The sequence below is a fragment of the Phaeodactylibacter sp. genome, assembly GCF_040219495.1.
GTDB lineage: Bacteria > Bacteroidota > Bacteroidia > Chitinophagales > Saprospiraceae > Phaeodactylibacter.
Window position 1 is genome coordinate 1 of sequence record NZ_JAVJSK010000094.1, and the last position, 14,673, is coordinate 14,673.

At 49.2% G+C, this 14,673-nt stretch carries 14 protein-coding genes; 6 read left to right on the plus strand and 8 right to left on the minus strand.

What is annotated here, in order from left to right:
* Positions 1-568: 568 nt before the first annotated feature.
* The 5 genes from RIC19_RS14305 to RIC19_RS14325 form a co-directional block, all read right to left on the minus strand.
* Positions 569-1,036, minus strand: coding sequence for a S41 family peptidase (locus RIC19_RS14305; protein WP_350179013.1), 468 nt, complete (start codon positions 1,034-1,036; stop codon positions 569-571).
* 310 nt (positions 1,037-1,346) lie between these two features.
* The gene (locus RIC19_RS14310; protein WP_350179014.1) at positions 1,347-2,330 is read right to left on the minus strand and encodes a helix-turn-helix domain-containing protein; all 984 of its coding nucleotides are present in this window, start codon (positions 2,328-2,330) and stop codon (positions 1,347-1,349) included.
* Positions 2,331-2,465: 135 nt separating this feature from the next.
* Positions 2,466-3,224 carry a hypothetical protein gene (locus RIC19_RS14315; protein ID WP_350179015.1) on the minus strand — a complete coding sequence of 253 codons (759 nt, stop codon included), beginning with the start codon at positions 3,222-3,224 and terminating at the stop codon, positions 2,466-2,468.
* Between the two features lie 13 nt (positions 3,225-3,237).
* Positions 3,238-3,639: a hypothetical protein gene (locus RIC19_RS14320; protein WP_350179016.1), complete on the minus strand. Its 402-nt coding sequence runs from the start codon at positions 3,637-3,639 to the stop codon at positions 3,238-3,240.
* 29 nt (positions 3,640-3,668) lie between these two features.
* The gene (locus RIC19_RS14325; RefSeq protein WP_350179017.1) at positions 3,669-3,917 is read right to left on the minus strand and encodes a hypothetical protein; all 249 of its coding nucleotides are present in this window, start codon (positions 3,915-3,917) and stop codon (positions 3,669-3,671) included.
* Positions 3,918-4,180: 263 nt separating this feature from the next.
* On the opposite strand from RIC19_RS14325, the gene RIC19_RS14330 reads away from it, so the two are divergent.
* Positions 4,181-4,321 carry a hypothetical protein gene (locus RIC19_RS14330; protein WP_350179018.1) on the plus strand — a complete coding sequence of 47 codons (141 nt, stop codon included), beginning with the start codon at positions 4,181-4,183 and terminating at the stop codon, positions 4,319-4,321.
* 328 nt (positions 4,322-4,649) lie between these two features.
* Here the strand turns inward: RIC19_RS14330 and RIC19_RS14335 are convergent, their stop codons facing one another.
* Positions 4,650-6,560, minus strand: coding sequence for a YgiQ family radical SAM protein (locus tag RIC19_RS14335; protein ID WP_350179019.1), 1,911 nt, complete (start codon positions 6,558-6,560; stop codon positions 4,650-4,652).
* A 292-nt stretch (positions 6,561-6,852) separates the two neighbouring features.
* On the opposite strand from RIC19_RS14335, the gene RIC19_RS14340 reads away from it, so the two are divergent.
* Positions 6,853-8,307 (plus strand): aldehyde dehydrogenase, encoded by a 1,455-nt coding sequence (locus RIC19_RS14340; protein WP_350179020.1) that lies wholly within the window; start codon positions 6,853-6,855, stop codon positions 8,305-8,307.
* A gap of 934 nt (positions 8,308-9,241) precedes the next feature.
* Positions 9,242-10,258 carry a tetratricopeptide repeat protein gene (locus RIC19_RS14345; RefSeq protein WP_350179021.1) on the plus strand — a complete coding sequence of 339 codons (1,017 nt, stop codon included), beginning with the start codon at positions 9,242-9,244 and terminating at the stop codon, positions 10,256-10,258.
* A gap of 74 nt (positions 10,259-10,332) precedes the next feature.
* On the opposite strand, the gene RIC19_RS14350 is transcribed toward RIC19_RS14345, so the two are convergent.
* Both RIC19_RS14350 and RIC19_RS14355 read right to left on the minus strand, forming a co-directional pair.
* Positions 10,333-10,977 (minus strand): hypothetical protein, encoded by a 645-nt coding sequence (locus tag RIC19_RS14350; protein ID WP_350179022.1) that lies wholly within the window; start codon positions 10,975-10,977, stop codon positions 10,333-10,335.
* 126 nt (positions 10,978-11,103) lie between these two features.
* Positions 11,104-11,994: a competence protein CoiA family protein gene (locus RIC19_RS14355; protein ID WP_350179023.1), complete on the minus strand. Its 891-nt coding sequence runs from the start codon at positions 11,992-11,994 to the stop codon at positions 11,104-11,106.
* A gap of 124 nt (positions 11,995-12,118) precedes the next feature.
* On the opposite strand from RIC19_RS14355, the gene RIC19_RS14360 reads away from it, so the two are divergent.
* From RIC19_RS14360 to RIC19_RS14370, 3 genes are read left to right on the plus strand one after another with little or no spacing between them, the layout of a single operon-like run.
* Positions 12,119-12,697, plus strand: a complete 579-nt coding sequence (locus RIC19_RS14360; protein ID WP_350179024.1) for a DUF6090 family protein — start codon at positions 12,119-12,121, stop codon at positions 12,695-12,697.
* Positions 12,698-12,745: 48 nt separating this feature from the next.
* A complete protein-coding gene (locus RIC19_RS14365) occupies positions 12,746-13,438 on the plus strand; it encodes a DUF4412 domain-containing protein (RefSeq protein WP_350179025.1) in 693 nt (230 codons plus the stop codon).
* A 27-nt stretch (positions 13,439-13,465) separates the two neighbouring features.
* Positions 13,466-14,662 (plus strand): parallel beta-helix domain-containing protein, encoded by a 1,197-nt coding sequence (locus RIC19_RS14370; RefSeq protein WP_350179026.1) that lies wholly within the window; start codon positions 13,466-13,468, stop codon positions 14,660-14,662.
* Positions 14,663-14,673: the final 11 nt, after the last annotated feature.

The following is a 14,673-nucleotide window of genomic DNA, read 5'->3' on the forward strand; positions in this document are numbered from 1 at the left end:
TTCGAAGTTCCGCATTCTCATGCTTACCTTCTAACAAAACAGTGTCAATGAACTTTCTGCCCTCAATTGGGCGTATCTTTAAGCAGCTCTTCAGCCGCTCTAAAATCTTACCTGAAAACCAGCGCTCATCTGCGCTGCCCAGCCTTTTTCTCAAGGCGGACTGCAAAGATACGCTGACTTTTCATTCCTGCAAACTTTCTGAGGCTTTTTATTCCAAATTAGTGCCGTGTGCACCTTGTTCTAAATAACCCCGTCCCAAAAGTTAGCCGCTCCTCTTTAAAAGCGAGTGCAAAGATAAAACCTGATATTGAAATTACCAAATTTATTTTGCTCCTTTTTTCAACCGCTCCTCAAAGCGCTGCCTCTCTTGCGAAGCGAATGCAAATGTATAACCCTTTTCCCGTTCTCACAAGCAACTTTTGCTTTTTCCTGAAAGGGTAAAAGTCAGGTAGCGGCCATCATTTGGTAACGTCCTACTGATAGCGGCTATCCCGAATTCAAAACACTAAATCTACAGGGCCACATACTGGCAATCGTGCTATTCTCGGTCAATAATTTTTTAACGCTGCTACCGGAGCAGCTCGATAGCCCGTTCCAGCGCTTCATCTCTTCCGTTTAAATAGTCCGCACGCACATTCTGCACCACCTCATCAGGCGGCAGCCCAATGCCCTCGTAACTACGGCCATCAGCTGCTCTCCACTCTCCAATGCTCATGCTATAGCCCCAGCCATTAGGCAACTCCAGGTTGAAATCTCTGGTCGTATCAATCTTACCTGCCGGGCCGCCTCTGTACATCGGCAAATCAGTACCAACCGGTAAAAGAATGATATGACCGTCATCAAGAAGGCTCAGCATTTCTACAAAAACAGCATAAAGCTCCTCATCAGTGGTCTGTCCATCAACCATAGGGCGGTACTGCCCGTACACCGCACCCCAGTCTACTCCTTTCACCCTAAACAAGCCATACATTTGATCGAACTCCAACCAGAAAGCCTCAAAATTGTCCTCCGGGTTATTCCTATACTGAATGCCCATGATATGCCTCTCGCACGAAAGCGAGATAAGGCAAAAAATAATACCTATATATTATGGTGTACTTTTCCATGATTGATCCATTTAGAATGTTGGGTTTTGGGTGTGGGCATCATGAAGGGAAGACTCTGCCCAGCCTGCCTGTAAGCCCTATTGCCCGCTGGATGTAGGATCCTGAGCATTCAACCTGTTGAAGGCCAGCATACCCAGTAAGGTGTAAATCGCGCATTTCGTCATCATTGATTTATTTTAGTTTGCTCTAATGACGTTGCGCAAATGATAAAACCCTACTTTTTTTATCCGCTAGCAGCACTCAATTGTCAGAAGTTGAGGAATGCGCACTCTTTTGGTAGGCACTTGGAGTCATGCCTGTATGTTTTTTGAAGGTAGTATAGAATGCAGATTTCGACCTAAACCCGGCTTCCTCTCCTATCGCCAGCAAACTGTAGGATGTGTAGGCTTCGTCTTCCAACATCTGTTTGACCGCCGCTATACGTAGGGCATTGACATAAGTGGTAAAACTGCTGCCAGAGACTTCACGGATCACCTGAGACAAGTACCCCGGGCTAATGCCCAAAGCAGCAGCTACTTTATCGCGGCTCAGGTCGGGGTCCCGGTACAATTGTTCCTCCTCAAAGAGTACCTGAAGAGCAGCCTGATAGGTTTCTGCTGTTTTTGAGACCCCATCTGATGAAGCTTCCTCAGTCTGCGCACCGGATTCCACAACATTTTCCAGCCCCTCCGCCGGTACTTCTTCAAGCCTGCTGCGCACCAACCCCTGATACAACAACCAGTAAATAAAGCAGGAAACCCCACCCCAAAGTGCATAATCCCAGTGCCCAAGTGCATCGGCCTGTCCTACCGGCAAGAACTCCATGACTGCCCACAGCGCCACCAGAACTGCCGTGGAGTAGTACAGCCCAAAGTCCACGTCCAGGTCAATAAGGATATTCAGGAATAGAAAGACCGCAAAGGGCAGGACCAGCAAAATGGATAAAGCCCGAATATGTCGTCCGGTATGGCCGGTTGCTTTTAGAAAATACCAAACGATGGGTACATAGAACAACAGCATCCAGGGCACATCATCCCCGAAAAAGTCAATAAAGTAATATTGATCGTCAAAACCCCAGCTGCTCAGCCATTCATTCAGCCCAATGACCGACACCATAATAATGGTATAAGCCAGATAACGGCTGTCGGTGCCTTTGAACTGCGGTGCACTCAGGAGAATACCCCCAAACACCAGCCCCTGGGCGAGGCTGATAAAAATGATCAGATCAAGTAGTGAAAATGGCATAGGTCAGGCAGCTGTCCCTGCAAAGGTAACAATAGTTTGCAGGCCTGACTTGTCCAGGTTTGTCCAAAAAATATACTGATGCCCCATCTTAAAAGACAAGGCATCAGCATCAAATTTTACGATTTCAGCTCGCACTTAAAACCGGGCATAACCGGTTACGTGAGAAAGTGCAAATACCCGAATGAGGTCCTCACCTTCTTCTGCCAGTTCAAAAGCCCCCCTTATGATTTTGAGGGTAACCAAAGAGCCTTCAGGAATATCTGGGAAGTCATTCACTTGAAAAATATAGCTACCGTCATCTTCCGTTTGGATATAGTTGACAATTTCTTCTGGGAAGTCATCTACGAAGTTAGGGTTCTCTACAGCTGCATACTGGACAATTATATAAACCCCAAGCTCATTCATCTGATCAGCATTCCAATTTAGCACAAAGCTATTTGACAACTGCGGCACTTCATTGATATCGACTTCTAAGGCATGAGGGATATATAATTGAGTCAAAATTCCGTTTCTTCCAATGACGCCTTCACCTTCTAACAAACTAACGGAAACCGTTTTCCCAAAAAGGTCATTATAAATCGGATCGTGAGGATACCGGTTGGTACCTTCTTCAAATTTAAGTTGAAGGTCATCGACTGCGATACTAGAATATTTGCAGATATCTTTACCTGGAACACAGGCAGTGGATACCAAGGTAACCCTATCTTCTTCTGAAAATCCGAAGTTAGCCTGATAATTGTCAATGGTAAGTGATGCATCAAGGCTTTCATTAGTAACTGCCCTGTAAATATCGATTAGGGTTAGGGTTTCTTTCAATTTAGAAAGGGACAGACTATCTTTAGTACACCCAAAGCCTAATAATGCTAACGTAAATAAAACAAATACTATTCGCATAACAATTGGTTTTTTAAAGGCAATCAACAATAGCCGAATATGGTTTAGCAAAAATAAATGCATCATCAAAACAAACTGTTTGTTCATCTTGACCTACATCAACAAATTCACGATCGGTGCGAAATCTAACGATATAATCATCATTAGCACACCCAGAACAATTAGTACCTGCTGCCTGGAACCGAGGTGACCTTAAATAAAGTTCGATGTGATAATCGGCAACCCCCCGATTAGTGGCCCTGTAAATATCAGGGCACATGGTAAAATACTCTCCTTGTCCGAAATCTGAGTTTATGGGCATAGGGCGCCCACCCTGAGACTCAAAATAGCAAGTAGCCTCCATTGGAAAAGCGGGCGCAAACCATTCTTCATTCACATCTCCATCGGCACATTCACTATTTGCCTTCAATTGCAAAATCCAATGATTGAGAAAATATCGTGTTCTCACTTCTCCACATCCAAAAACTTCCGGTATTTCATTCCCTGTGCCCAAAGCAAAGCTGCTGGGTTCTCAGGAATCGGACATTGCTGGAAACTAGTAGTTGTGGGAAACACCTGCGAATCAATAGAAAAATTTTTCCGAATATGCCTACTATCATCTTCCGCACAATCATCACTACAGCCTGTTGCAGAAAATAAAAAATAAGACATTGCAAAGAACAGCAATAATCCATGATTTAAATAAACCTTCATTTCGCTTAAATTACATTTCACTTACTCTCTTTATCCGCCCATTGTTTAGGCCAGGTTTTCAGTTTCCCCTGTTTAGGCTTCAAATTTAATTTAGGTTTGTGCAAAAAAATTGCACTCCAAGAAAAAAAGCTGTTCTAAACGATTAAATCTGATTGAAAACAAGTAACTGTAAAAAGCACCTCAGAAGAATTGATATATTCACTATTCCATTTTAGAGCTTATTTCACGTCAAGATTACAAGCAAGGGTATACCAAACAGGAGTATGCTGACTCCCCAGCAAGCTCATGAAAAAGGTAGCGGTCCGCTAAAAAAAACTGTGGAAACAACGAAAGAAAAAGCCAAAAGCGGCAAAAGTTTTGAAGGCATGACTTTGCCGCCTATCACAATAGCCAGCCTCACTTAGGGAGGCCGGCTATACCTTGACAGGCGTTTAAAGAGTGAGCTATTCCTCGAAGGGTGCTCCTCAGCAGAGCCTTCTCCGCTTCACTCACTAAATTCTAAGCTATACAATGTATCTTTGACAACCTAATTCAGGAATAAGATTATGTGACAACCTTTTTCAGGGATTTATCCGATAATTTGTCAACTTATTTTAGGAATCGACCCTAAAAAAACATCCGAAGGGCGCAACGCAACGCCCCCCCCTTGAGGGAGGAGACATTCTAAATACGACATGAGGAACTCTCGCTGAAAAGACGTTGATTTAGCTCAGAATTGCAACTCCGCCTTTACTACCGCCCATAGCGCTTCTTCCGCTTCCCCTTTTTGACCTCACTCCGCTTTTTGACGTACTCTTTCTTCCGGAACTTCTTTTGATCATCAATGAGCTTCTCGATGAGGTCTTCCCGGCCGATACTGATGAGCTTCTCGCGGATCTGTTTGTGGTTCTCCCGCTTGTGCCAAAAGAAGAACATGTGCTGCTGCCGCTTTTCCGTTTTGGTCTTGGCAGTGTAGACCGGCTTGAGGGTGTAGGGGTGCACACCGGTGTAATAGATGACCGTGGCGACCGTCATGGGCGTGGGCGTAAAATCCTGCACCTGCTCCAGCTTGAAGCCCATGTCTTTGGTTTCAGCTGCCAGATTAGCCATGCTTTCCTCCTTTGACCCCGGGTGGCTGGAGATAAAGTAAGGGATGAGCGGCTGATTGAGGCCGTGCTTTTTGTTGATCGCCTCGTACTTGTTTTTGAACTCGTGGAAGTGCTTGAAGGAAGGTTTGCGCATAATGCGCAGGGTATCATCTGAAGTATGCTCGGGGGCGACCTTCAGGCGGCCGCTAATGTGGCAGGTTACGACTTGCTCCATGTACTCGTCGAGGCTGCCGTCGTGGTTTTTGTTGTAGCTGTCTACCAGTAGGTCGTAGCGGATGCCACTGCCTACAAAGGCTTTTTTGACCTCAGGGTGGGCATCCACTTTGCGGTAAAGCTCGGTCATCGGCTTATGGCTCGTGTCCAGGTTAGAACAGACGACTGGGTGGATACAGGAGGGCGCCACGCAGCGGTCGCAGATTTCCTGCACCTTGCCTTTCATTTTATACATATTGGCCGAAGGGCCGCCGAGGTCGCTGATGTAGCCTTTGAAGTCGGGCATCTTGGTCACTTGCTCCACTTCTTTGAGAATAGACTCCTCAGACCGGCTGGCGATGAACTTGCCCTGATGTGCAGAAATTGTGCAGAAGCTGCAGCCCCCGAAGCAGCCCCGGTGCATATTGACCGAAAACCGGATCATCTCGTAAGCCGGAGGCGTACCGCGCTTTTTGTACTTGGGGTGAGGCATGCGGGTGTAGGGCAGGTCGAAGGATTTATCAATTTCCTGCTCCTCCATAGGTGGATAGGGTGGATTGATGACGAGGGTCTGCCCGTTGACCTCCTGCAAAATACGCTTAGCCTGTACCTTATTCGACTGTTGCTCAACGTGCTTAAAATTGGCGGCAAAGGCCAGCTTATCGCGCAGGCATTTCTCGTGGGAATTGAGCCAGAGGTCTTCCCAGTTTTTATTTTTGGGAACATTGGCCGGGTACCGCTGAATGGCGGTTTGCAGCACTGTATCGATGGAGTGGAATGGTACGCCCCGTTGCAGCAGGCGGACGATTTCCCGCAGAGGCAGCTCGCCCATACCATAGACCAGCATATCTGCCCCGCTCATTTCCAGAATATTCGGGAATAGTTTGTCTGACCAGTAGTCGTAGTGAGTCACGCGGCGCAGGGAGGCTTCGATGCCCCCGATGAGTACCGGCACATCAGGGTAGAGCTGTTTGAGGGCTTTGGTATAAACCATAGTCGCATAATCCGGCCGGAAGCCCGCATCTCCGCCCGGCGTATAGGCATCCGTGGAGCGGCGGCGGCGGGCGGCGGTGTAGTGGTTGACCATACTGTCCATACAGCCGGAGGTAACACCGAAAAACAAGCGGGGCTTGCCCATCTTTTTGAAGTCGCGCAGATCGTCCTGCCAGTTGGGCTGAGGTACGATGGCTACGCGCAGGCCTTCACTTTCGAGGATGCGGCCGATCACTGCCGTACCAAATGCCGGGTGGTCCACGTAGGCGTCCCCGGAAATGATCACCACGTCCAATTCATTCCACCCTCTTGCTTCTACCTCTGCCCAGGTGATGGGCAGCCATTCGGATACTGGCCTATTATCTAGCATGACCTGATTTTTTGTACTTGTATCAGTTAAGTTGGCAAAGATACAAAACCCTAACAATCAAAGGGTAGAAAGGTGCATGTTCCCGGGATTGAATGTACCAATTGTTGGTGTGCGGGCAGGTGAAGAGGAGGAAGAGCGCTGCAAGGTTCACGCAAAGAGGAGGAAGAGTGCTGCAAGGCCTACGCAAAGGGGAAGCGGGGGCGTCTCAACTAAGCCAGGGCGAGGAGGAAAGATGCAGAATTCCGGCAGAAATCCCTATTTTGGGGAAGCGAAACCAACTAAAACCGCCCACATGTCAGCCGAAAAGTACATCAAGAATTATATCAATGGTGCGCTCGTGCCTGCAGAGTCCGGTGCCTACATGGACAACATCACCCCCTCGACCGGTGAAGTGTACAGTCAAATCCCGGATTCCGGCCCGGAGGATATTGAAAACGCGGTCAGGGCTGCTCAGGAAGCCTTTGAGACCTGGTCTAATGCCGAGCCCCGCACCCGTTTCCGGTTGATGATGCGCATTGCCGATATCATAGAACAAAACCTGGAAGCCTACGCCAAGGCGGAGGCTGTAGACAGTGGCAAACCTTTTACAATGGCCCGTACGGTGGACATTCCGCGCGCGCAGGCCAACTTCCGTTTTTTTGCTACAGCAGCCCTGCAATTTGGGTCGGAAAGCCATAGCATGGCTGGCAGTGCGATCAACTACACCCTGCGGCAGCCCCTGGGTGTAGTAGGCTGCATTTCGCCCTGGAATCTCCCCCTTTACTTATTCACCTGGAAGATTGCGCCAGCGCTGGCGGCTGGCAATACGGTAGTGGCCAAGCCCTCAGAGCTGACGCCCATGACTGCTTTTTTGCTTGCTCAGGCCTGCATAGAGGCGGGGCTCCCTGCGGGTGTGCTGAATATCGTGCATGGGCTGGGGCCCAAAGCCGGGCAGGCCATTGTGGAGCACCCGGCAGTGAAGGCCATCTCTTTCACTGGTGGTACCCAAACCGGGCAGCATATCGCCCGAACGGCAGCGCCCCTGTTCAAAAAGCTATCGCTTGAGCTGGGCGGCAAGAACCCCAACATCATTTTCGCTGATTGCGACTTTGATGAAATGATGGTGCAGACGCTCCGCTCCTCCTTTTCCAACAATGGCCAGATTTGTCTTTGCGGCTCCCGCATCTATGTGGAGCGCCCGATTTATGAGCGCTTCCGGGACGAATTCGTCAAACGCACGCAATTCCTGAAGGTCGGCCCACCACTGGCCAAGGATACCGACCTTGGCGCGTTGGTCTCCAAAGGGCACCTGGAAAAAGTGCAGTCTTACCTCAGCCTGGCGGAAGTAGAAGGTGGGAAAATCCTCTGCGGGGGCACAACGGTCAACCCCGGCGGCGCCCACGAAAACGGCTATTACCTGCGCCCGGCTGTCATTGAGGGGCTACCGATAACGTGCCGTACCAATCAGGAGGAAATATTTGGGCCGGTGGTCAGTGTTGCGCCTTTTGATACGGAGGCCGAAGCCCTCGAACTAGCCAATGGTACAGTATTCGGGCTATCAGCCACGCTTTGGACGCAGGACGTCAGCCGGGCTCACCGCATGGCGGAGCGACTGCAGGCCGGCATCGTTTGGGTCAACTGCTGGATGGTACGGGACTTGCGCACCCCATTCGGTGGCATGAAGCAATCGGGCGTTGGGCGCGAAGGCGGGCAGGAAGCCCTCCGGTTCTTTACCGAGCCCAAAAATGTCTGCATTAAATACAAGTAGTGGCTTGTTTCGGAAGTCCTTGAGCGTAAACGATTAGCAGACACCACGAACCCTAAACAATTGATTTCCAACACAAAACTACTTCGAATGCACTTTTAGGTCCAGTACCCGCAAAGGCTCCCATTCCAAAAACAACAGCCGCTAATCCGGGTTAGTGGGCCCACCCGGACCAACCTAACAAGGTGTTTGCGGGGCGATGTGGAAATCCGTCAGGTTATCAACGCGTTTTCCACATTTGTTCCTATCTGTGGGACGCTCCTGCAAAAAATTGTATTCGCCCTGTATCGTGTTTTATCAAATTATCCTATTCTAGGGGAGCACCCAACATAGCATTTATAGCCCCCTACAGCCCAACCCCCCTTAAGCCTATTGCGGCACCTGAATATAAGTGATGAAATTTTAGCACCTTAACTTGCCTTTCCGACAAAAAAATGCCATCTTTGAATACTAGATGGTATTACCAAAATTTCCCATCCAAAACATAATCCGACCTAAAGCGAGGGCATTTTGCCTGTCGTCAGGACTTGAGAAAACATGCAGCAGCCCTCAGTAGCGATTAAAATTAACTGTAGCTGCTTTACCCCAATTTGCTTAGAGCTTTTCCAAAACTGCTTTTGCCCACCAAAGAAATAGAAATGGCGGGCAACTGTTTCCTTTGGGGAAATGCTTGGAACACAGCAAGTACTACTTAGCTTAGGCTTTTTTCGGTTTCACGATCAAAGCCAGAAACCTTAAAAGTGAACATACCCCCGCCTCAATATTGTTGCAGGAGTATCAATCAGAACCGGTAAGGTTGAAGAAGATAAGTTTGTAGGGGCTTCCGTAGGGATTACCCGCCACAGCAACTACACCCAAACATATACTGGAGCCGTACACAGGTACGGTGCCAAGACAGGACATCAACTACAACAGAGGATATTAAAAGGCAGCAGCAATGACTTACAAAGCTATTTTTTCCGGGCACTTTGAGTTCGGTACTGAGCGTAGCTACCAAAAAATGGTAGATATGTTTGAGCACCGATCCGAAAACTATTATCGCAATGCTATTCTCCTGAATGGAGAAGCAGTCTTTGACGAAGAGTCGCAGTCTTTACATGTGCCTCGTGAAATTGCCCCTGCTGCCACCTCGAAGGAGTGGAATAATACCATCAACATTCTGAAATTTGTTGCCGATTATGCGATTGCCGGCAGCTTCAGTGCATGGATGGTCAATGAGGGCAAAGTTGTCAAGCATTTCGTTATTGAGCCTAATAGTGACAAGGCTGCGGTGCAAGCATTCCTGCAGGGGCGTGAGCTCGTTCAGGAAGAAGGCCGTGAAAAAGAAGCCATGAAGGCATTAAGCCGGGCTATCGATAAATATGAGCGTCATGCCAAGGCCTACGAGCGCCGTGGTTTTGTTAATCAGCAGTTGCGCAACTACGACGATGCGATCTATGACTATTCCAAGAGCATAGACATCAACCCTAATGCTGCAGAACCTTATCTGGGCCGTGCCCTGGTCTATATTGTAAAAGAAGATTACGCTGCCGCAGCTGCAGACTTGGTCTACGCGATTAAAGGGTCTATTCCCTTACAGCCTATGTTTTGGCAGTCCCGCCGTATAAAGGGAGAATGCCACCTTAAGCTGGAGCAATGGGACAAAGCAGAATTTGAACTTAAGTTCGTGACGAAGCGTCATTTCAATGAAGATGACCCCAACTTCAAGTGGCGCAAACGGGCATTCTGCAATTATGGTATCTCTTTGTTTGAACAAGCCAAATACAAAGATGCCCTGACGGCTTTTGATACCGCGCTAAGCATTGACAACGAGCTTAATGCCTCTCAGTCGGAGCTATTGCTATACCGGGGTATGACCCTGCAACAGCTGGGAAAATCGGGGTTTCAACAGGCCTGGGAGGAAGCAGCTAATTACGGTTCAGAGCGAGCCGCTGAGTTGCTGCAAGCTATTTAAGAGTACCCCTTGGCCTTCATGATACTCTTGTTAAGCCCGGCGTTCTGACATACAGAGCGCCGGGCTTATTTTACCTACAAGCGGTAACCTATTCCGATCCGCAGTTGCCGTAGCAACAACCAATCCAGCTCAAAATTAGTTAGTTCACGCTGCCGCTCCGGCAGCCCTGGATTGTGGGAGTAAGACCGGTTCAGGGCGTAGGTGAAATTCAGGAACCCTAAGCTCAAATCTAAAAACAGGCGCGGTCGCAATGGCACCTCAAAGTGGGACACGAAGTCCATGCCCAGACCAACTCGGTCACGATCCCGCAGGTACCTGCCAATAACCGTTGGTATTTCTTCCCTATGCTGATAAAAGACCTGCCAGCCGGCACCGATGCGTACCCGCACCTGATTCAGGATTTTTCTACTAAGGTAAGTGCCATATTCATACCTCAGGTGCATCTGCTGCAGTTCCTGCCTGTAACCGGGCAAGCCATTTTCACCCCCCCAGTAGCCTAGCTCAAGCTCCTGTACAATTGCCCCCTTTGCAGTAGATAAAGCTAATGAGAACGGGCCAACGTCAAACCCTTTAACCGATAATGGCCTGTAAGTATGCCAACGGGAATTGAGCACATAAGCGCTGCCATAGACCCGGGCCTCAAAGGTGCGGGCAGGCGTATCTTGCCCGAATAGGGGGCTGATTAAACAGAGCATTGATACCCAAATGTAATTTTTCATAAGCGCGGATTTCAATTGAACGAATTAGGCTAAAAGTACTCTTTTTTTAAGCCTCAGAGCATAGCAAATTGAATAAGCGCAAATGTAGTCTAACCGCGCCGATCCAAATGGATATTTCGCGAAGTATTATACAGGTGTCTGCCAAGGCTTAGGCTTTACAGGTTGTTCCAAATGCCCCCAACAGTGTACCCTGACAGGCGCAAGCGGGACCTCCTGATAGCCCACATATTCCGTCTCGTACTCCAGAAAGGCACAACGCGGACAGTGCATACAATCTTGAATGACATTGGCGTAAGCCTGCCCCTCCCGGTAGCCAGACCGCCACCGTCGCTTGCCCAGCGGACAGTCAGTGGTCAGGTACTGATGGTAGCCTTTGTACAACCGGTGTTTGACCGGCCGGACAATAGCCATCTTGCGTAAGCGGAACGCTGCCCGCTGCCGGGCCGGATTGAACAGCCACTTTTTATAGCCTGTCCCCTGCTGCAATTCGTACTCAAATGCGCGGATGTCGGGTGGCCCGCTGCCCTGCAGAACAGTCTCATACAGCGATAGTGCATCAATTTCCAGGGCAGGCAAGCCCAACTTCCGGAGTTTTTGTTGCTTGCGGGGAGGGGTTTGGTGGGTAACTGCGATCTCCAGCAACAGTGCACGCTGCCCCTTGCGCAGAATTAAGTCGGGATAGAGCTGCCCTACATAGGGCTCTTCCTCCACCTGATCGTACTTGAACAAATAGGGCTGAAAGTAAGCCACCGATTGCCGGAGCAGGTACAGGGCCGGCACTACGATGCTGCGCCTTTCCCGGAACAAGGCTTTGATGCGCAGATGCAGCCCGGTTTCCAGGCCGTGCGCACAATCCGCCCCTTTATAATGAGCAAAATGGTGGGCTTGCCGCTGCCCTTTTTTGGCCACCATAGGTGCACCGCAGGATAAGCAGGTGCAACCACAGGATAAGCCACGGCTGACTTCATCAATACTGACAATCTGATGATCGCGGAGCGCGAAAGGTAAAGTGCCCATTTTTATAACAAAATACACACGTTTTTTGAAAAAATCAACTCCTCCCCAACAGCATATTTCTTGTATCTTTAAGCGACGCTTATCAATCGCTCGTCGCTAAGTTGCAGATAATCAAGAGCAGCCAATGGAAAACCGAATCGTATACCTTCTACAGAAAATAGCTATTGTAGTTATTGGTGTGCTGATCGCCGTTTCGATCAACAATTTCAAGGAAAAAGCCAATAATAAAAGGTTTTTTGCCAAGACCCTGCAGGCTATCGAAACCGAAATCAAGCTGGGTCAAAGCGCTGTAGACGAGGTGCTGAAAAGGCACTTCGATGTCCTCGCCGGGCTTGAAAACGACATCAGTGAAAAGGAGCAAACGCTCGGTGAACAGCTAAGCAGCTTAGGCGGTATTCAATTCCCATTTGTTAAAAATATCAGTTTGCGGTTCTTCATTTCCAATAAAGCCGAATTGGTAGACTTTGAACTCATCTCACAATTGATGGAAATTGAAACCCATTCGCATACCCTGTCAGATAAAATGAACAGGTTGGGTGATTTTGCTTACGCCCATATCAACGACAAAGAGCAGGAAACTAAAATCACCTTTGCCTATTTACTGTCAGATGTGATTGATAGTGAACAGGCACTTTTGGAATCTTACTCCAGCTTCCTGGACAACCATAAACCCCTACTTCAGCAAAGCGCACAACGCCAATAGTTCCAGTGCGGGCTGTTGGTCAATCACTAAATCAAAAAAAATCAACACATGCGTATTTTATTTGTATTGCTACTTACCGTAAGTACCGCCACACTCAGCTGGGCTCAGAAAACCTTTCAAGGCACACTGGAGTACAGCTACAAACTTAATGCCGAGGGAGAAGATGCCGGGATGATGGCGGCCTTTATGCCCGAAAAGATGATCACCCGCTATGGCGACAACCAAATGGCTACCGAAATGGTAGGCGGTATGGTGGCCAATATGATGGGGCGCATTATCGTCAACAACGGACAATCCTATGTGGTCAAGGACAGTGAAAAAACCATTTTCGAAATGTCAGAAGAAGACATGGAGGAAGGGCAGGAGGCATTTGCCAATCAGGAGCAGGCCAAAAAAGTAGCCGGCGAGACCATGGAAATTCTTGGCTATACCTGCCACAAATATGTTCTTACCATGGCTAACGACGGGGGCGGAAAAACCGAACAGGTGATCTGGGCAACAGATGCTTTTAAGGCGCCCCAGCTATCCGTGCCCAATCAGGGCAATGTGTCGGCAACGGGTTTCTTCGGATCCACCAATATTGAGGGACTCCCGATGCGGATTGAAATCGCCACTCCCGGGGCAGACGGAGGGTTGGTTATGGAGGTGGTCAAACTGGATAATACACCCGTTGAGGCCTCCCACTTCGAAAGGCCAAAAGGCTACACGGTGAAGCCCATATCCGAGATGATGAAGTTCTAATTCCGATTGCCCTAACCGAATTCAACCATGAGACTCCACACTATACTGTACACTGCTACGCTCCTGTGGCTGGCCTCCTGCAGCCCGGCACCACAGGAGGCCGCGCCCGGTGAAATCGCCACCGATTTATACCAAACCCTGCAGGAACAGCTGATCACCGCTGAGCCTGGCAGTGTAGTTGACATCCCTGCCGGCACTTTTGAGTTTGACCGCCCGCTTTCGCTCGATGGCATTCCCAATGTCACCATTCGTGGTGCGGGCATAGACGCCACCGTGCTTTCCTTCCGGTACCAAAAAGCCGGAGCAGAGGGGCTGCGCGTAACGGCAGATTCGGTTACACTTGAAGGGTTCACGATTTTGGATACGAAAGGCGATGCCATCAAACTGCAGGACTGCAACGGCATTACCATCCGCAACATCAAAACTTCCTGGCGGGGCGGAGCAGATGAGTCCAATGGCGGCTACGGGCTCTATCCGGTTTCCAGCACCAATGTGCTCATTGAAGGTTGCGAAGCCAGCTATGCTTCGGATGCTGGCATCTATGTGGGGCAATGCACCAATGTGATAGTCCGCAACTGTTATGCTCACGAAAATGTAGCGGGTATTGAAATTGAGAACTGCACGCAGGCCGAGGTCTACAACAACCAGGCAGCGCAAAATACCGGTGGCATACTCGTCTTTGACCTGCCGGAGCTGCCTGCAGGCAATGGCCGGGGCTGTAAACTTTATGACAACGAAATTATTGAAAACAACCACACCAACTTTGCGCCCGAAGGCAATATTGTGGGCATTGTACCACCGGGTACAGGGATCATCCTGCTGGCGGCCAAAGAAGTGGACGTGTACAACAACCGGATCATCGGGCACAAAACCATTGGCACCGCTATTGCCAGCTACTACATTACGGAGAATCCCTGGGAAGACGAGAACTACGACCCATACTCTTACGACATCCGCATTTATGGCAATACTTACGAGCGCAAGCGTGCTGTGCCAGACCTGAGCAAGGATTTTGGTAAAATGGTCAACTATCTCTTCCCCGGCAAGCCACAGGACATCCTCTACGATGGTATCCTGGACCATAGCCGAAGTGGCAGCAACCCCATGAATATTTGCATTGATCAGCCCGGTTCTGATCTGCGGTTTGCCGATGTAGATGCCGCAAACGATTTTGAAAAGGTGCAGCAGGAAGTATCAGCATACGCCTGTGCCCCGGAAGGGTAAAACCATTCGAC